17 protein-coding genes are annotated in these 17,421 nt (G+C 69.1%); 12 read left to right on the forward strand and 5 right to left on the reverse strand.

Annotated elements, in window-relative coordinates; all coding sequences use genetic code 11:
- The first annotated feature begins 140 nt into the window (after nt 1-140).
- From A5624_RS16740 to egtE, 9 genes are all read left to right on the forward strand, one after another.
- Complete coding sequence (locus A5624_RS16740; protein WP_197498043.1) at nt 141-575, forward strand: hypothetical protein; 435 nt, start codon at nt 141-143, stop codon at nt 573-575.
- 154 nt (nt 576-729) lie between these two features.
- Complete coding sequence (locus A5624_RS16745; RefSeq protein WP_066868342.1) at nt 730-1,269, forward strand: hypothetical protein; 540 nt, start codon at nt 730-732, stop codon at nt 1,267-1,269.
- 243 nt (nt 1,270-1,512) lie between these two features.
- Nucleotides 1,513-2,961 (forward strand): catalase, encoded by a 1,449-nt coding sequence (locus tag A5624_RS16750; RefSeq protein WP_066868376.1) that lies wholly within the window; start codon nt 1,513-1,515, stop codon nt 2,959-2,961.
- 32 nt (nt 2,962-2,993) lie between these two features.
- Nucleotides 2,994-3,665 (forward strand): sensor domain-containing protein, encoded by a 672-nt coding sequence (locus tag A5624_RS16755; protein ID WP_066868344.1) that lies wholly within the window; start codon nt 2,994-2,996, stop codon nt 3,663-3,665.
- 178 nt (nt 3,666-3,843) lie between these two features.
- Complete coding sequence (gene egtA / locus A5624_RS16760) at nt 3,844-5,157, forward strand: ergothioneine biosynthesis glutamate--cysteine ligase EgtA (protein WP_066868346.1); 1,314 nt, start codon at nt 3,844-3,846, stop codon at nt 5,155-5,157.
- On the forward strand, nt 5,154-6,461 hold the full coding sequence (egtB, locus tag A5624_RS16765) for an ergothioneine biosynthesis protein EgtB (protein WP_066868348.1): 1,308 nt from the start codon (nt 5,154-5,156) through the stop codon (nt 6,459-6,461). Before egtA ends, egtB begins: the two co-directional genes overlap by 4 nt.
- Nucleotides 6,461-7,183: an ergothioneine biosynthesis protein EgtC gene (gene egtC / locus A5624_RS16770; protein ID WP_066868350.1), complete on the forward strand. Its 723-nt coding sequence runs from the start codon at nt 6,461-6,463 to the stop codon at nt 7,181-7,183. The genes egtB and egtC overlap by 1 nt, the downstream gene beginning before the upstream one ends.
- Entirely contained in the window at nt 7,183-8,148 is a 966-nt protein-coding gene (gene egtD / locus A5624_RS16775; protein WP_066868352.1) for an L-histidine N(alpha)-methyltransferase, read from the forward strand. The genes egtC and egtD overlap by 1 nt, the downstream gene beginning before the upstream one ends.
- 47 nt (nt 8,149-8,195) lie before the next feature.
- Nucleotides 8,196-9,302 carry an ergothioneine biosynthesis PLP-dependent enzyme EgtE gene (gene egtE / locus A5624_RS16780; protein ID WP_231998247.1) on the forward strand — a complete coding sequence of 369 codons (1,107 nt, stop codon included), beginning with the start codon at nt 8,196-8,198 and terminating at the stop codon, nt 9,300-9,302.
- On the opposite strand, the gene A5624_RS16785 is transcribed toward egtE, so the two are convergent.
- Nucleotides 9,299-9,979: a class I SAM-dependent methyltransferase gene (locus tag A5624_RS16785; protein ID WP_066868356.1), complete on the reverse strand. Its 681-nt coding sequence runs from the start codon at nt 9,977-9,979 to the stop codon at nt 9,299-9,301. The genes egtE and A5624_RS16785 overlap by 4 nt on opposite strands.
- 10 nt (nt 9,980-9,989) lie before the next feature.
- Nucleotides 9,990-11,462 (reverse strand): glutamate--cysteine ligase, encoded by a 1,473-nt coding sequence (locus A5624_RS16790; protein WP_066868358.1) that lies wholly within the window; start codon nt 11,460-11,462, stop codon nt 9,990-9,992.
- A gap of 86 nt (nt 11,463-11,548) precedes the next feature.
- Here A5624_RS16790 and glpK point away from each other — a divergent pair, with 86 nt between their 5' ends.
- Nucleotides 11,549-13,117 carry a glycerol kinase GlpK gene (glpK, locus tag A5624_RS16795; RefSeq protein ID WP_156749054.1) on the forward strand — a complete coding sequence of 523 codons (1,569 nt, stop codon included), beginning with the start codon at nt 11,549-11,551 and terminating at the stop codon, nt 13,115-13,117.
- A gap of 44 nt (nt 13,118-13,161) precedes the next feature.
- On the opposite strand, the gene A5624_RS16800 is transcribed toward glpK, so the two are convergent.
- A complete protein-coding gene (locus tag A5624_RS16800; RefSeq protein ID WP_066868360.1) occupies nt 13,162-13,872 on the reverse strand; it encodes a PadR family transcriptional regulator in 711 nt (236 codons plus the stop codon).
- A gap of 201 nt (nt 13,873-14,073) precedes the next feature.
- Here A5624_RS16800 and A5624_RS16805 point away from each other — a divergent pair, with 201 nt between their 5' ends.
- Nucleotides 14,074-14,463 carry a hypothetical protein gene (locus tag A5624_RS16805; RefSeq protein WP_066868362.1) on the forward strand — a complete coding sequence of 130 codons (390 nt, stop codon included), beginning with the start codon at nt 14,074-14,076 and terminating at the stop codon, nt 14,461-14,463.
- Here A5624_RS16805 and A5624_RS16810 read toward each other — a convergent pair.
- Nucleotides 14,460-15,374 (reverse strand): RDD family protein, encoded by a 915-nt coding sequence (locus A5624_RS16810; protein WP_066868364.1) that lies wholly within the window; start codon nt 15,372-15,374, stop codon nt 14,460-14,462. The genes A5624_RS16805 and A5624_RS16810 overlap by 4 nt on opposite strands.
- 77 nt (nt 15,375-15,451) lie before the next feature.
- On the opposite strand from A5624_RS16810, the gene A5624_RS16815 reads away from it, so the two are divergent.
- A complete protein-coding gene (locus A5624_RS16815; protein WP_066868366.1) occupies nt 15,452-16,444 on the forward strand; it encodes a stage II sporulation protein M in 993 nt (330 codons plus the stop codon).
- Nucleotides 16,445-16,454: 10 nt separating this feature from the next.
- Here A5624_RS16815 and A5624_RS16820 read toward each other — a convergent pair.
- On the reverse strand, nt 16,455-17,421 hold a 967-nt coding region (locus tag A5624_RS16820), incomplete at its 5' end, for a DUF58 domain-containing protein (RefSeq protein WP_066868380.1).

The following is a 17,421-nucleotide window of genomic DNA, read 5'->3' on the forward strand; positions in this document are numbered from 1 at the left end:
TTGCTGCGGCCCGAATAGCGCGTTTTCACCCGCTGACCGGGGGCTTTACTTCACAGCTGCTACATAAGTAGCGCATAGCCGCCACTACTGTTAACGGCTTCATCATTTGTCTCATGAGTGAAACATCTGAATCCCCCACTGTGCGGCACTCCACCGCCACTGCACCGGTCGCCGCCGAAGCGGCGGCGGCCTACCGGGCCCCGCGGGTCTTCCAACTCGCCGCGTGGGTCGCCATCGTCGCCGGCATCGTGTTCATCGTCGCGGTCATCTTCTTCACCGGCTTCATCCTCGGCCACCGCGGCGGCCATCACGGACACCACCACAAGCACCACCACGCGATGGTGCACCACCGTGGCCCCGGCGGCCCCGGCAACTTCGGCGGCCCGGGCGCACCGGGCGCACCGGGCGGTCAGGGTGGTCAGGGCGGCCAGACCGGGCCGGGAGCCACCAGCACCGCGCCGGCTCCCTCGGGCGTGCGTCCCAGCGGCATGGCCCCGGGCCAGCTCCCGCCGTCGGTCCTGCACTCGGCGGCCGCGCTGGGACAGACCCCGAGCGTCATCGTGCTGACCAACTGAAAACCCCTCGCCAACCGGTGGCCCGGCGCTCCACTCGAGCGCCGGGCCACCTGTCTTTGGCGGTAACCGGCCCCTAACCGCCGCATCTCGATTCACCACAATTTTGTCGGCGGGGCCTGTTAGGGACCGGGTATGCGCGGCAATATGGCAAGGCATGAGCGAGACACCCGAAGAACGAGTTGAGCCCACCGTCGAGCCGGCCCCGGCCGCACCGGTCACCGCGCCACCGCCGCCACCCCCGGACCGGGTGCAGCCGCCGCGCCTCTACACGGCGGCGGCCTGGGTGGTGATCGTCGCCGGCATCGTGTTCATCCTCTCGTCGCTGTTCTTCGTCGGTGCCTTCATCTGGAAGCACCAGCACCCCTGCCACCATCACCACGGCATGTTTCACCCCGGTGGCCCCGGACCGGGCAATGGGCCCTGGGGACCCGCTGGTCCCGGGCCGGGCAACGGACCTGGGCAGTACGGCGGTCCCGGCGGCGGCTACGGCCCGTGGTACGGCGGACCCGGTGGCCCGGGTGGACCCGACAACGGGCCCTGGGGATACGGCCCCGGGGGTCCCGGCTTGATCGTTCCGATGCCCCCGAGCGGTCCGGGCGGTCCCGGCGGGCCGCATGGCGGCCCGGGTGTCAGCGGCCCCGGACAACCGCCGGCCGTCAGCGCGCCCCCCGGTGCGCCGGCGCCGCGCCCGTGACGGCGCCCGCTGCACTCACGGCCTATTTCCAGCCCCAAATGGGTAAGGACCCGTAGTGGGCAACCGACGGTGTTGCTCAAAATTTTCTTGACCGGATCAAGAAAAGGGGAATACTCGGTTGCAGGCCGGAAGGCCCGGGTCGCGGACAGCCACGCCGAACCTGCTTGATGAGCAAGCGAATTCGGTGTCGCCGTGCGCGATCCGGGGCTGTGCGGCCTTCCGCCCGGTGACGAGGAGAGCGTAATGACGGAGCGTTTCACGACCAATGACGCCGGTATCGCTGCGCCGAGCGACGATCAGTCGCTGACGATCGGCCCAGACGGCCCGATTCTGCTGCAGGACCACTACCTGATCGAGCAGATGGCGATGTTCAACCGCGAGCGCATCCCGGAGCGCCAGCCACACGCCAAAGGCGGTGGCGCGTTTGGTCATTTCGAGGTGACCAACGACGTCAGCAAGTACACCAGGGCCGCGGTGTTCCAGCCCGGCACCAAAACCGACATGCTGGCCCGGTTTTCGACGGTCGCCGGTGAGCGCGGCAGCCCAGACACCTGGCGGGACCCGCGTGGCTTCGCGCTGAAGTTCTACACCACCGAAGGCAACTTCGATCTCGTCGGCAACAACACGCCGGTCTTCTTCATGCGCGACCCGTTGAAGTTCCAGCACTTCATCCGGTCCCAGAAGCGCTTGCAGGCAAGCAATGTGCGCGACCACAACATGCAGTGGGACTTCTGGAGCCTGTCCCCGGAATCGGCGCACCAGGTGACCTGGCTGATGGGCGACCGGGGGATCCCCAAGACCTGGCGCAACATGAACGGCTACAGCAGCCACACGTACAGCTGGATCAACGCCGCCGGCGAGATCTTCTGGGTGAAGTACCACTTCATCACCGATCAGGGCATCGAGTTCCTGACCCAGGAGGACGCCGACCGGCTGGCCGGTGAGGACGGCGACTACCACCAGCGCGACCTGTTCGAGTCGATCGAGCGCGGGGACTACCCGAGCTGGACGCTGAAGATGCAGATCATGCCGTACGAGGAAGCCAAGGACTATCGGTTCAACCCGTTCGATCTGACCAAGGTGTGGCCGCACGGCGACTACCCGTTGATCGACGTCGGCAAGATGACGCTGAACCGCAACGTCACCGACTACCACGCCGAGATCGAGCAAGCGGCCTTCGAGCCGAACAACACCGTGCCCGGCACGGGGCTGAGCCCGGACAAAATGCTGCAGGCGCGCGGCTTTTCGTACTCGGACGCGCATCGGGCCCGGCTGGGGACCAACTACCGGCAGATCCCGGTCAACACCCCCAGAGTCGAGGTGAACAGCTATTCCAAAGACGGCGCCATGCGGATTAACAACGTGTCCGACCCCGTGTATGCGCCCAATTCCTACGGTGGTCCGCACGCCGATCCGGCCCGCGCCGCCGAGGTGCGCTGGCATGCCGACGGCGACATGGTCCGCTCGGCCTACACGCTGCACGCCGAGGACGACGACTGGGGACAGGCCGGCACCATGGTCCGCGAAGTTCTCGATGACGCGGCCAGGGAACGCTTGGCGCACAACATCATTGGTCACGTCTCCCAAGGCGTGAAGGAACCGGTGCTGTCGCGGGTGTTCGAGTACTGGCGCAATGTCGACCCCGACCTCGGCAAGAAGGTCGAGGAAGGCGTGCGGGGCAACGGGGGCTGACCGCTCGTCGGGTCGCCTGGCATGATCGCTGCATGACCACGCGGGTTACGCAGGTTGCCCAGAGGCGCGGGGCCGCGGTCGTCGTCGGCCTGGCCTTGGCGGGCACCATCGCGGTTCCGGTCGCCGCCGCGCACCCGTCGGAGCCCGGCGTGGTGAATTACGCCGTCCTGGGCAGGGGGTCGGTCGGCAACATCGTCGGCGGACCCATGGGGTGGGAGTCGGTGTTCACCCAGCCCGGGCAAGGCGACTGGGTCGACCTTCCCGAGTGCAACAACTGGGCCGACATCGGCCTGCCCGAGGTGTACAACGATCCCGACCTGGCCTCGTTCAACGGGGCCGTCACCCAGACGTCGGCCACCGACCAGACGCACCTGGTGAAACAGGCCGTCGGGGTGTTCGCCACCAATGAGGCGGCGGCCCGGGCGTTTCATCGCGTGGTGGATCGAACCGTGGGCTGCTCGGGGCAGACCACCGCGATCCACCTGGACAACGGCAGCACCCAGGTGTGGTCGTTCGACGGCGGCCCGGCCGGCCCGGCCGACGAGAACTGGACCAAGCAGGAGGCGGGCACCGATCGCCGGTGCTTCGATCAAACCAGGCTGCGCGAAAACGTGTTGCTGCAGGCAAAGGTGTGCCAATCCGGCAATGCCGGACCCGCGGTCAACGTGCTAGCTGGGGCGATGCAGAACGCGCTGGGTCAATAATCGAGCGATTGGGTAACCGTCTTCCCCGAGCACGTCAAAGTGCGCAGAAGGGAATATGTCGGGGGCGTCTGATAGATGAAGCACTAGACGAAGTAGTGCCGATTATCGTTCGATTAGCTGCGCAGGGAAGCGGTCCGCAGGTGCGTGTTCAGGCTGCGGGGCCCGAAGGGATCGTGATATGACGTTCGCGCCGATCACCGCCGCGGCTTCGCGACCGGAGTCGCGGGCGGCCGGTGCCGACCCCGCCCCCGACCTGAGCATCGCCGAGCCGGCCGACTCGGCGGCCGTCGCGCAATACATCGCCGAAGGCTGTCTGGTGGACGCCCCGCTGGGCCGGGTGGGTCTGGAACTGGAGGCCCACTGCCACGACCCGGCCGACCCGCACCGCCGGCCGAGCTGGGATGAAATCGCCGACGTGCTCGCCGCGCTGCCCGCGATGCCGGGCGGTAGCAGGATCACCGTGGAACCGGGCGGCGCCGTCGAACTGTCCGGGCCGCCGGCCGACGGCGTGGCACCCGCCATCGACGCCATGCGCCGGGACCAGGCCGTGCTGCGGCCGGCGTTTGCTGAGGCCGGGCTGGGCCTGGTGTTCCTCGGCGCCGACCCGCTGCGGCCGCCCCAGCGCATCAATCCCGGCGCCCGGTACCGCGCCATGGAACGGTTCTTCGCTACCAGCCGCTCCGGGGAGGCGGGCGCGGCGATGATGACGTCCACCGCCTCGATCCAGGTCAACGTGGACGCCGGCCCGCGCGAGGGCTGGGCTGCGCGGGTGCGCCTGGCGCATGCCCTGGGGCCAACCATGATCGCGATCACCGCCAATTCGCCGATGCTGGTCGGCGACTTCACCGGCTGGGTGTCCAGCCGGCAGCGGGTGTGGGGCCGGATGGACTCGGCGCGCTGCGGGCCCATCCTGGGGGCCAGCGGCGACGACCCCGGCACCGACTGGGCGCGGTACGCCCTCAAGGCGCCGGTGATGTTGGTGCACAACCCCGACGCCGAGGCCGTCACCCATTGGGTGCCCTTTGCCGACTGGGTCGACGGCCGGGTGCTGCTCGGGGGTCGCCGTCCCAGCCTGGCCGACCTGGAATATCACCTCACCACGTTGTTCCCGCCGGTGCGCCCCAGGCAGTGGCTGGAGATCCGCTACCTGGACAGCGTGCCGGACCCGTTGTGGCCCGCCGTGGCGTTCACCCTGGTGGCCCTGCTCGACGACCCGGCCGCCGCCGACGTCGCGGCCGAGGCCGTCGAACCCGTGGCGACCGCCTGGGACACCGCGGCCCGGGTGGGCCTGCGGGATCGGCGGCTGTACCGGGCGGCCAACGCCTGCGTGGCCATCGCCGCGGCGAAAGCGCCCGCGGAACTCGGCGATTCGATGCAGCGATTGGTCCGCATGGTCGAGCAGGGCCGATGTCCCGGCGACGATTTCGCCGACCAGGTGATCGAGCACGGCCTGGCCCCCACCGTGCGGCGACTGGCGCAAGGGGAGTTGTGACGTCACGAGAGACGATCGCCGACGACTTGGCGCGGACGCGGACGCGGACGTTGAGACTCGTCGAGTTCGACGACGCCGAACTCTGCCGGCAGTACGACCCGCTGATGAGCCCGCTGGTGTGGGACCTGGCGCACATCGGTCAGCAAGAAGAGCTGTGGCTGCTGCGGGGCGGGGATCCGGCCCGGCCGGGGATGTTGCCGCCGGCCGTCGAGGGGCTCTACGACGCCTTCGTGCATTCCCGCGCCAGCCGTGTCGATCTGCCGTTGCTGTCGCCGGACAAAGCGCGGGCCTATTGCCGGACCGTGCGGTCCGCGGTGCTCGACGCGCTCGACGCGCTGCCCGACGACCCCGCCGGCGACGACGCGGCCTTCGTCTACGCGATGGTGGTCAGCCACGAAAACCAGCACGACGAGACCATGCTGCAGGCGTTGAACCTGCGCAGCGGCGCACCGCTGTTGCGCGGCACGTCGACGCTGCCGGCGGGCAGGCCGGGGCTGGCGGGCACCTCGGTGCTGGTGCCCGGCGGCGAGTTCGTTCTCGGTGTGGACCCCGCCAGCGAACCGTACTCGCTGGACAACGAGCGTCCGGCCCACGTCGTCGACCTGCCCGCGTTCCGGATCGGCCGGGTCCCGGTCACCAACGGCGAATGGCGGCAGTTCGTCGACGACGGCGGCTACGACCAGCCCCGCTGGTGGTCCGAGCGCGGCTGGAGGCACCGGCAGGGCGCGGGTCTTGACGCGCCACAGTTCTGGAGTTCCGACGGCGTCACCCGCACCCGGTTCGGCCACGTCGAACACATCCCGGCCGACGAACCCGTCCAGCACGTCAGCTATTTCGAGGCCGAGGCGTACGCGGCCTGGGCCGGTGCCCGGCTGCCCACGGAGATGGAATGGGAGAAGGCCTGCACCTGGGATCCGTCCACCAACACCCGGCGCCGCTACCCCTGGGGTGAGCGCACACCGGACGAGGCGCTGGCCAACCTCGGCGGCGCGGCGTTGCGTCCCGCGCCGGTCGGCGCCTATCCCGCCGGCGCCTCCGCATACGGGGCCGAGCAGCTGCTCGGCGACGTCTGGGAGTGGACCAGCTCCCCGCTGCGGCCGTGGCCGGGTTTCGTCCCGATGCTCTACGAACGCTATTCACAGCCGTTCTTCGACGGCGACTACCGGGTGCTGCGCGGCGGCTCGTGGGCGGTCGAACCGGGCATCATGCGGCCGAGCTTTCGCAACTGGGACCACCCCTACCGGCGCCAGATCTTCTCCGGCGTCCGGTTGGCGTGGGACGTCCCCGACGCCGGGTCCGCCTGATGTGCCGGCACCTGGGCTGGCTGGGAACCGACGTCACCGTTTCCTCGCTGGTGCTCGACCCGCCATTCGGGCTGCGGGTTCAGTCCTATGCGCCGCGCCGCCAAAAGCACTGCCTGCTCAACGCCGACGGTTGGGGCGTGGGGTTTTTCGACACCGCCGCCGAAGCCGCACCAGGGCCCGGCGTGCCGCGCCGGTGGCGTAGCCAGGCGCCGCTCTGGGGTGACGTGTCGTTCGATTCCATCGCGCCCGCGCTGCGTAGCCACTGCGTGGTGGCCGCCGTGCGCTCGGCGACCGTCGGCATGCCGATCGAGGCCAGCGCGACCGCTCCGTTCACCGACGGCCAGTGGTTGTTGTCGCACAACGGAATCGTGGACCGAAGCGTGCTGCCCACGACGTCGTGGGCCGAATCGGTCTGTGACAGCGCCATATTGGCCGCGGTGATCTTCGAGCGCGGCCTCGACGCGCTGGGGCGGACCATCGTCGAGATCGGGGAAGCCGACCCGGGCGCCCGGCTGAACATCCTGGCCGCCAACGGCTCTCGCATGGTGGCGACGGCCTGGGGCGACACACTGTGCATCCTGCGCCGCCCCGACGGTGTGGTGCTGGCCAGTGAACCCTATGACAACGACTCCGACTGGGAGGACGTTTCGGACCGTCACCTTGTCGAAGTCACTGCCGACGGCGTCACGATGACGCCGCTGGACCAGTCGAGAGGATCTTGATGACGCTGTCGCTGTCGAACCACCTGGCCGCCGACTCGGCGTACCACGCGTTGCGCCGTGACGTGCTCGACGGCCTGCAGAAGACGCCAAAGTCGCTGCCACCCAAGTGGTTCTACGATGCGGTGGGCAGCGAGCTGTTCGACCAAATCACCCGGCTGCCCGAGTACTACCCGACCCGCGCCGAGGCGGAGATCCTGCGCGCGAGGGCGGCCGAAGTGGCGTCGGTGAGCGAGGCCGACACGCTGGTGGAGCTGGGCAGCGGCACGTCGGAGAAGACCCGGCTGTTGCTGGACGCCCTGCGCGAGCGTGGCTCGCTACGCAGGTTCGTCCCGTTCGACGTCGACGCCAGCATCCTGTCGACGGCCGCCGCGGCCATCGCGCAAGAATACGCCGGGGTCGAAATCAAGGCCGTCTGCGGTGACTTCGAAGAGCACCTGACAAAGATCCCCGAAGGCGGGCGACGGCTGTTCGTATTCCTGGGGTCGACGATCGGCAACCTCACGCCCGGGCCGCGCGCGGAGTTCCTCGCCGCCCTGTCCGCGCAGCTGCGGCCCGGCGACAGCCTGCTACTGGGCACGGACCTGGTCAAGGACACCGAGCGACTCGTGCGCGCCTACGACGATGCCGCCGGGGTGACGGCGGCGTTCAACCGCAACGTGCTCGCGGTGGTCAATCGGGAACTCGACGCGGATTTCGACGTCGACGCCTACCGGCACGTGGCCCGGTGGAACGCGGCGGAGGAACGCATCGAGATGTGGTTGCGGTCCGACCGTCGCCAGCGGGTGCGGGTCGGCGCGCTCGAGCTGACCGTCGACTTCGAGGCCGGCGAGGAGATGCTCACCGAGGTATCGTGTAAGTTCCACTCCGACAAGGTGACTGACGAGCTGGCCGCCGCGGGGTTGCGCCGCACCCGGTGGTGGACCGACGCGGCGGGCGACTTCGGGTTGTCGTTGGCCGTGAAGTGACCGGCAGCAACGTGCTGGCCGACCAGTGGCGGTCAGCCCGCCCGCCAATGGCCGGACTGCACCTGGACAACGCGGCCTGTTCACGGCAGAGCCTGGCGGTGATCGAGGCCACCGCGCAGCACGCTCGCAACGAATCCGAAGTCGGCGGCTACGTCGCGGCGGAGGCCGCCACACCGGTGCTCGACGCCGGACGCGCGGCGTTCGCCGCGCTGGCCGGAATGCCCGACGCCGAGGTTGTTTTCACCACCGGCTCGCTGAACGCCCTGGATCTGCTGCTGGGCGCCTGGCCGACCGAGCGACGAAAGGTGGCGTGCCTGCCCGGCGAATACGGGCCCAACCTGGCGATGCTGGCCGCCCACGGATTCGACCGGCAGCTGCTACCGACGCTCGAAGACGGCCGGGTCGCGCTTGACGAGGCGGCGCTGGCGCTGGACACCGACCCGCCGGACCTGGTGCATCTGACCGCGGTGGCCAGTCATCGCGGTGTGGTGCAACCGGTTTCGATGGTGGCCCAACTGTGCCGGGAATTGGGGCTGCCGCTCGTCGTCGACGCGGCGCAGGCGCTGGGCCAGGTGGACTGCGCGGTGGGCGCCGACGCGACCTACTCCTCGTCGCGCAAGTGGATCGCCGGCCCGCGCGGTGTCGGTATCCTCGCGGTGCGCCGCGAGCTGATGGAAAGCCTGCACCCCAGGCTGGGCGCGCCGCAGTGGGCCAGCAAGGACGGCGCACCGACGGTGGCCGAACAATTGGAATTCGGCGAAGCGAATGTGGCCGCGCGGGTGGGGTTTTCGCTGGCGCTGGGCGAGCACCTGGCGTATGGGCCGCAGGCGGTGCGTGCGCGGCTGGCCGAGCTGGGCGGACTGAGCCGCAGCATACTGTCCGATGTCGCCGGGTGGACGGTGGTCGAAGAGGTCGAAGAACCCAGTGCCATCACCACTTTGGCGCCGAACGACGGCGCCGACCCGCAAGCGGTGCGGGCCTGGCTGCTCGCCGAGCGACGGATCCTGACCACCTTCGCCGGCGTGCAACGGGCGCCGCTGGAGCTCACCGGACCCGTGCTGCGGATCTCACCGCACGTGGACACCACGGCCGCCGACCTCGAGACGTTCGCCGAGGCGCTCATCGCCGCCACCGCGGCGACCGCAACCGGCTAACCGGCTTTGTGCGCGGTCAGCAAGTAGGCCGGCATCTTGCGCCGGCCCCTCTCGTCGAGTTCATGCTGCGGAAATTCGAACGGCGCGTCGGGGATGTTGACCGGGTTGGACAGGATGAAAGCGGGGCGAACCTCGTCGATCTCCCAGTATTTGCTCACCGCGGCGCGCAGTTCGTCCTCGTCGACCTCGTTGGGCTTGGTTTCCAACTCGGCGGGGAAGGCGCCCTTGGCGAACACCAGGATGAACAGGTTCGCCCCCGGGGCGGCGGCCCGGTGTATCGACCTCAGGTAGCCGTCGCGGCCCTCCACCGGCAGCGAGTGGAACAGCGTGCTGTCCACCACCGTGGAGAACCGTCCGTCGTAGCCGGAGAACGACGTGATGTCGGCCTGCACGAAGCTGGCCGTGGTCAGGCCGCGCTCTTCGGCGGACTTGGTGGCCGCCGCGACGGCGGTCGGCGTGAGGTCGACCCCGACCACGGTGTACCCCTGGGCGGCCAGCGCCAGGGACAGCTCGGCGACCCCGCAACCGGCATCCAGCACGTCGCTGCGGAATCTGCCGGCCGCGACCAGCGCCGCCAGTTCCGGTTGCGGCTCGCCGATGTTCCACGGCGGCGGACCCTCGAAGTGGGCCTGCTCCCGATAGGCGCTGTCCCAGTCCATCACTTGATCAGATGACATGGGTTTCAACCTACTCCCAGGTGTGCACCGGCTCATTGGCATGCATGTGATCGCAGTAGCGGCGCAGCATTTCGGCCAGCGCCGCGGGCCTGCTCATGCCGCCGTCCTGCAGCGCCCGCACGGTGGACACCTGCCAGCTGGCACCGTTGCGCCCCGTTCGCGCCCGGCCCTCGATCACCCCGAGGAACCGGTCGCGCACCTCGGCGTCGACGCCCCAGCGCTGCAGACCCTCGTCGGCGATCGGCAGCAGTGTGTCGAGCACCAGGTCGCGTGCGCTCACCTCACCCACTCGGGGCCAGTGCAGCCGCGCGTCGATGCCGGAGCGCGCCGACGCCAGGAAATTGGCTTCTGCCACACCGAAATCCATGTGCTGCCACAGCGGATCGTCGGCTTCGGACAGGCTGCGCAGCACCCCGTAGAAGAAGGCCGAGTTCGCCAGCATGTCGACGACGGTCGGCCCGGCCGGCAACACCCGGTTCTCCAGTCGCAGATGGGGGCGACCGTCGACCACGTCGTAGACCGGGCGGTTCCACCGGTAGACCGTCCCGTTGTGCAGGCGCAGTTCGGCGAGCTGCGGGATGCGTCCGGCGGCCAGCTCGGCCACCGGATCCTCATCGGAGACCTCGGGCAGCAGGGACGGGAAGTAGCGGATGTTCTCTCGGTAGAGGTCCAGGATCGAATCGATCCACTGTTCGCCGAACCACACTCGCGGGCGCACGCCTTGGGCTTTCAGCTCCTCGGGCCTGGTGTCGGTGGACTGGGTGAACAGCTCGATGCGGGTTTCCGCCCACAGCAGGTGCCCGAAGAAGAAGGGCGAGTTGGCGCCCAGCGCCAGCTGGGGGCCGGCCACGATCTGCGCCGCATTCCAGTTGGCGGCGAACGTTTCCGGCGCCAACTGTAGATGCAATTGCATGCTGGTGCAGGCTGATTCGGGAGCGATCGTGGCGGTGTGCCAGCTCAGCGGTTCCGGACCGGAAATGTCGATGGGAATGTCTTCACCGCGGGCGGTGAAGATCGAGTCGTTCAGCGCGGCGTAGCGGGTGGATTCGCTCATCCAGCCGTGGTCGAGGTGTTCGGGCATCAGCGTGGGCAGGATGCCGATCATGACGATGTGGGCGCCGCCCGCCGCGCCCGCCCTGGCCTGCGCGTCGTTCAGGCTGGCCCGCACCTCGGCCTCGAGATCGAGCCCGGAGTGCCCGGGCAGCGCGTGTGGCGGGACGTTGAATTCGATGTTGTAGGCGCCTAATTCGGTCTGATAGGCCGGGTCACCGATGGCGTCCAGCACGTGACGATTGGACATCGCCGGCTGGTAGTCGGCGTCGACGAGGTTGCACTCGATCTCCATGCCCGTGAGCGGTTGCTCGGACTCGAAGCATGACCGGGCGAGCATCGTCTCGAAGACATCCACGCACAGCTGTACCTTGCGCCGGTATTCCCGCCGTTGTGCGCTGTCGTACGTGGTGCGCTTGACCTCTTCGCCCACACCGCAGATGCAACAGGGTTACCGCGCGTAACGCAAGCTCCCACGAGTCGCGGTTCTGGTCTCGTTCGTCCGGCGGGTAGACCATGATGGTCTTCGACGCAACAGTGTTCCGGGGTGAAGGAGAGCAGTTGGCCGAGTTCGCCGAGTTCGTCGCCGCCATCGACCAGGGCACCACCAGCACTCGCTGCATGATCTTCGATCACGACGGTGCCGAGGTGGCTCGCCATCAACTCGAGCACGAGCAGATCCTGCCCCGCGCCGGCTGGGTGGAGCACGACCCGGTGGAGATCTGGGAACGCACCTCCTCGGTGCTGACGTCGGTGTTGAACCGGGCCAACCTCAGTACCAAAAACATTGCGGCGCTGGGCATCACGAATCAGCGCGAGACGACGCTGGTGTGGAACCGCAAGACCGGACGGCCCTATTACAACGCGATCGTCTGGCAGGACACCCGCACCGACCGCATTGCCTCGGCGGTCGAACGCGACGGTCGCGGCGACGTGATTCGCCGCAAGGCGGGCCTGCCCCCGGCCACCTATTTCTCCGGCGGCAAGCTGCAATGGATTCTGGACAACGTCGACGGGGTGCGTGAGGCCGCCGAGAGCGGCGACGCGCTGTTCGGCACCACCGACACCTGGGTGCTGTGGAACCTGACCGGGGGTCCGCGCGGCGGCGTGCACGCCACCGACGTGACCAACGCCAGCCGGACCATGCTGATGAACCTGGAGACGCTGGACTGGGACGACGAGTTGCTGTCGTTCTTCTCCGTGCCCCGTGCGATGTTGCCGAAGATCGGGCCGTCGTCGTCCCCGCAGCCCTATGGCGTGACGACCGAGACCGGGCCGGCCGGCGGTGAGGTGCCGATCGCCGGGATGCTCGGCGATCAGCACGCGGCGATGGTGGGCCAGGTGTGCCTGTCCGAAGGGGAAGCCAAAAACACCTACGGCACCGGGAATTTCCTGCTGCTCAACACCGGCGAGACGATCGTGCGGTCCGACAACGGCCTGCTGACCACCGTCTGCTATCAGTTCGGGGACGCCAAACCGGTGTACGCGCTCGAGGGTTCGATCGCGGTCACCGGGGCGGCCGTGCAGTGGCTGCGCGATCAGTTGGGCATCATCAGCGGAGCCGCCCAAAGCGAATCGCTGGCACGTCAGGTCGATGACAACGGCGGGGTCTATTTCGTGCCCGCGTTTTCCGGATTGTTCGCGCCGTACTGGCGATCCGACGCGCGCGGCGCGATCGTCGGGCTGTCGCGGTTCAACACCAACGCGCATCTTGCGCGCGCCACCCTGGAGGCGATCTGTTACCAGAGTCGTGACGTGGTGGACGCCATGGCGGCGGATTCCGGTGTGCGCCTTGACGTTTTGAAGGTCGACGGGGGCATCACCGGCAACGACCTGTGCATGCAGATCCAGGCCGACGTGCTGGGGGTGGACGTGGTACGGCCGGTCGTCGCCGAGACCACCGCGCTGGGCGCTGCCTACGCGGCCGGCTTGGCGGTGGGGTTCTGGGCCGACCCGGCCGATCTGCGGGCCAACTGGCAAGAGGGCAGGCGGTGGGAGCCGGCGTGGAACGACGAGCAGCGCGCCGCCGGTTATGCGGGCTGGCGCAAAGCCGTGCAGCGGACCCTGGATTGGGTCTCCGTAACCTGAGGGGTCACGTGACGTGACCCGATCCAGGGCCCGCTCAGCGGCACTCAGTCTTCGCCGAGGATGCCGTAGATCTCACGCCGCGCATTGTTGAGGATCTCGACGATGCGCTGCTGCTGTTCGGCGGACGCGGTGTGGGCGGACTGCCCGACCGCGCCGAACAACTGGCCTACCGCCGCCCGCAGATTCAGGTGCCCCGGGTCGGCGCCTTCGGTGATCTCGTCCCACGGCGGGGTCTCGATCTTCTCCGCCGCCGTGCGGCCCTGCTCGGTCAGCTCGAAAAGCTTCTTGCTGCCTTCGGTTTCGCTCGCGGTGATCAGGCCTTCGTCGTCGAGCAGCTGCAGCGTCGGGTACACCGAACCGGGGCTCGGCTTCCACAGTCCGTTGCTGCGCTCGGCGATCAGCTGAATCATCTCGTAGCCGTGCATCGGCCGCTCGGCCAGCAGCTTGAGGATGGCGGCTCGCACGTCACCGCGCTTGCCGCGACCCGGGCCGCCACGGCGCCATCCGCCGCGCCGGCCACCGGGGCCGAAGCCCGGACCGAAACCGGGACCGAAGCCCGGGCCGAAACCGGGACCGAAGCCGAGCGGGCCGTCGTGGCTGCCGGCGTGGTCGCGTAGATGCTCGCGAAAGTCCCGGCGGGCCTGGCGCCGCGCTTCGTGCAGGGCGCGCCGGTCGACCGGGCCGGAGCCGAAACCGAATCCGAAGCCGGGTCGGCCGGCGAATGGACCTTCTGGGGGAGTGAATGGGTTGCTCATTGGTGTGTCCTTACGTTGGTGGGTCGCGCACCGATCGCGCGCTACGAAACATCACGATATATCGGAAACTATCGCGATGCAACTGGATATGTCTAACATGGCGCGTGCGTGGCCGCTGAGCTGCGGAGATCGGTGATTGCCCACCCACGGCCGGGGCGCGACGCGGTTTGCATGCGCCGGACGCGGGTACCAGCTATCGGGATGGACACCAACAACAACCTCACGGTGGGCGGCGGCCCCGCGGGCCCGGCCGCGTACGGGCGACCCGGCGGCGCGCGGCGCCCCAACGCCCGGCCGTGGGTCAATTGGGGTTTGGCGCTGGCGACGGTGCCCGGTGCCGCCCTGGTGATGCTCTTCGCGCTGGGTGCGGTCATGAGCACCGATGGCTGCAGCGATCGCAGCTGTCCCAACCTGGGCCACGGCGGGATCAATTTCGGCGTGGCGTTCTACGGCGCGCCCGCGGTCGCCGTCCTCGCCATCATCGTCTCGATTTTCACCGCCAAGCGCCGTTGGGGCATCGCGGTCCCGCTGTGCGGATGGGCATTGCTGATCGCCGACGTCGCCCTGATGGCGGCGAGCGTGGCGGGCTAGTGCGGTACTGAGAAACCGCCCGGAGCCGAGGAGTCTCCCGGGCCGGGGTGATTCGAACGCGGGTCCGGCCATCCGGGGACTTGCGGCGGCGGGCCGGGCCAGCTTTGGGGGCCGTAGGCGGGGGCGGTCGGTGGCCACGGCGCCGGCCCCGTCTGCCCTGGCCCGGGCATGGCGGGGCGCAGCCGGGCCAGTTCGCGACGGTGCCGCTCGGCGAGGACGGCGGCGAGCACGAGTTCCGGCGGGGCGCCGGGCGGTGGCGGCGGCGCGATGCGGGCCACCACGTCACCGGCGATCCGGTATGCCATCTGCACGCGCAGCTGACGGTCGAGCTGCGTTGCCCGGGAAAGGAATTGGCGCGCAACCTCGACCTGGCCGACGGACAGCCCCGACAGCTGCAGCGACGAGGCCCACCACGCCAACGACGGCGGCATCATCGGCGGGGGCCCGAGGCGGGGCCCGCGTTCGTTGACCACCACCGTGCCGGCGAAGATATCGCCGATCCGTTTGGCCTTGGGGGACAGGATGCTGCAGATGACGGCCGGGCTGCCGAACAGCATCCAGATTTCCACCAGCGCCGCCAGGGCGCGAAACAGGGCCTGGCGGAAGCGTTCTGGGCCACCGTCGTCGGACACCACCCGCAGCCCCATCGCGATCTTGCCCACCGAGCGCCCGCGCGTCGCCGTTTCGAGCACCAGGGGATAGCCCACGATCACCAGCACCGTGAAAATCAGCAGGATCGCGTTGCTCAGCGCGGTATCGAATTGGCTCAGGGTGGCAGCCCACAACATCAGGCCGAGCAGGTAACCGATGACCATGACCGTGATGTCGATCAGCGCGCTCAGCGTCCGCACCGGCAGCTGGGCGATCTGCACATCGAGCACCACAGCGTCCCCGGTCACCACCTCCGACATAACTTCGAACGGTACAGGTTGGGCCCGCGTGGCCGGCCGCACTTTGCCGCGCCGGGAATGCGATTAGGCTGCCCAGGGTGGATGTCGATGCGTTCGTGCTGGCCCATCGCCCTACCTGGGACCGCCTGGACCGATTGATCGGGCGGCGCCGGTCGTTGTCGGGTGCGGAAATCGACGAACTCGTCGAGCTTTATCAGCGGGTCTCCACCCATCTGTCGATGCTGCGCTCGGCGTCCTCGGATTCGCTGCTGATCGGTCGGCTCTCCAGCCTGGTCGCGCGGGCCCGTTCGGCGGTGACGGGCGCCCACGCGCCACTGAGCAGCGCGTTCACCCGGTTCTGGACGGTGTCCTTCCCGGTCGTGGCGTACCGCACCTGGCGGTGGTGGCTGGCCACGGCGGCGGCGTTCTTCGCCGTCGTCGTGATCGTCGCGTTGTGGGTCGCCGGCAGTCCCGACGTCCAGTCCGCCCTCGGAACGCCCAGTGACATCGCGCAATTGGTCAACCACGATGTCGAGTCCTATTACAGCGAACATCCCGCCGCCGCGTTCGCGCTGCAGATCTGGGTGAACAACTCCTGGGTGTCCGCCCAATGCATCGCGCTGTCCGTGGTGCTGGGGCTGCCCATCCCGTTCGTGCTGTTCGAGAACGCCGCCAATCTGGGCGTCATTGCCGGCCTGATGTTTCCGGCCGGCAAGGGTGGCCTGCTGCTGGGTCTGCTCGCCCCGCACGGACTGCTCGAACTCACGGCGGTATTCCTTTCGGGGGCAACGGGAATGCGGCTGGGCTGGTCGGTGATCGCCCCCGGCGACCGGCCCCGAGGGCAGGTGCTCGCCGAGCAGGGGCGTGCCGTCGTCTCGGTCGCCGTGGGTCTGGTTGCGGTGCTGCTGGTTTCGGGATTGATCGAGGCGCTGGTGACGCCGTCACCGTTGCCGACGTTCGTGCGGGTGGGCATCGGCGTCCTCGCCGAGGTGGCGTTCCTGTCCTACATCGTCTACTTCGGCCGCCGCGGCGTGCAGGCCGGCGAAAGCGGTGACATGGAGGACGCGCCGGACTTCGTCCCGACCCGCTGAGCGGCGATCGCTACAGCCGCCCGGTCGCCTTCATCGCCAGGTAGTGATCGGCCAGCGCCGGTGCCAGTTCGGTGGGCGGCGCGTCGACGACTTCCACCCCGCTGCGGCGCAGCCGCGTGGCGATCGCGCCGCGGTCGTTGCGGGATCGTTCGGCGGCCGCCGCGTCATAGACCGCCGCGGCGTCCGAACGCCCGACGGCCATTTGGTCGACGCGCGGGTCGGAAACCGCGGCCAGTAGCAGACGATGCTTAGCCGACAGTTGCGGCAGCACGGGCAGCAGGCCCTCGTCGAGGGCGGCCGCGTTGAGGTCGGTCAGCAGCACCACCAGGGAACGCCGGCGGGCGCGCAGTCCGATAGTGGAAACCATTGCCCGCCAATCGGATTCGACCAGCGTCGGCTGAAGGGGCGCCATCGCGTCGACCAGCTGGGCAAGCAGTTCGGTGCGCGAGGCGCCGAACACACCGGCCCGGCTCACCCGGTCGTGGGCGAGGAAGTCGACATGGTCGCCGGCCCGCGATGCCAGGGCCGCCAACAGCAGCGCGGCGTCCATCGACCAATCCAGCCGCGGCCAGCCGGCCGGATCGGACGCGGTCGGGTCGACACCGACCCGACCCGCCGCCGTGCGGCCGGTGTCGAGCACGATCACCACCCGCCGGTCGCGTTCGGGCCGCCAGGTGCGCACCACCACGTCGGCGCGCCGCGCGGTGGCGCGCCAGTCGATCGAGCGCACGTCGTCGCCGACGACATACTCTCGCAGCGAGTCGAATTCGGTTCCCTGCCCGCGCACCAGCGTGGGCAGCAGGCCGTCGATCTCGCGCAGCTTGGCAAGTCGCGACGGCAGGTGCTTGCGGGCCAGAAACGGAGGCAGCACCCGCAACTGGCCCGGCACCGGTTGCGAACCCTGCCGTCCCGCCAGCCCCAGCGGACCGATCGATCGGGCGGTCACCACCGTCGCGCGCTGATCGCCGCGGCGGAGC

This window comes from Mycobacterium sp. 1482292.6, assembly GCF_001672995.1.
GTDB lineage: Bacteria > Actinomycetota > Actinomycetes > Mycobacteriales > Mycobacteriaceae > Mycobacterium > Mycobacterium europaeum_A.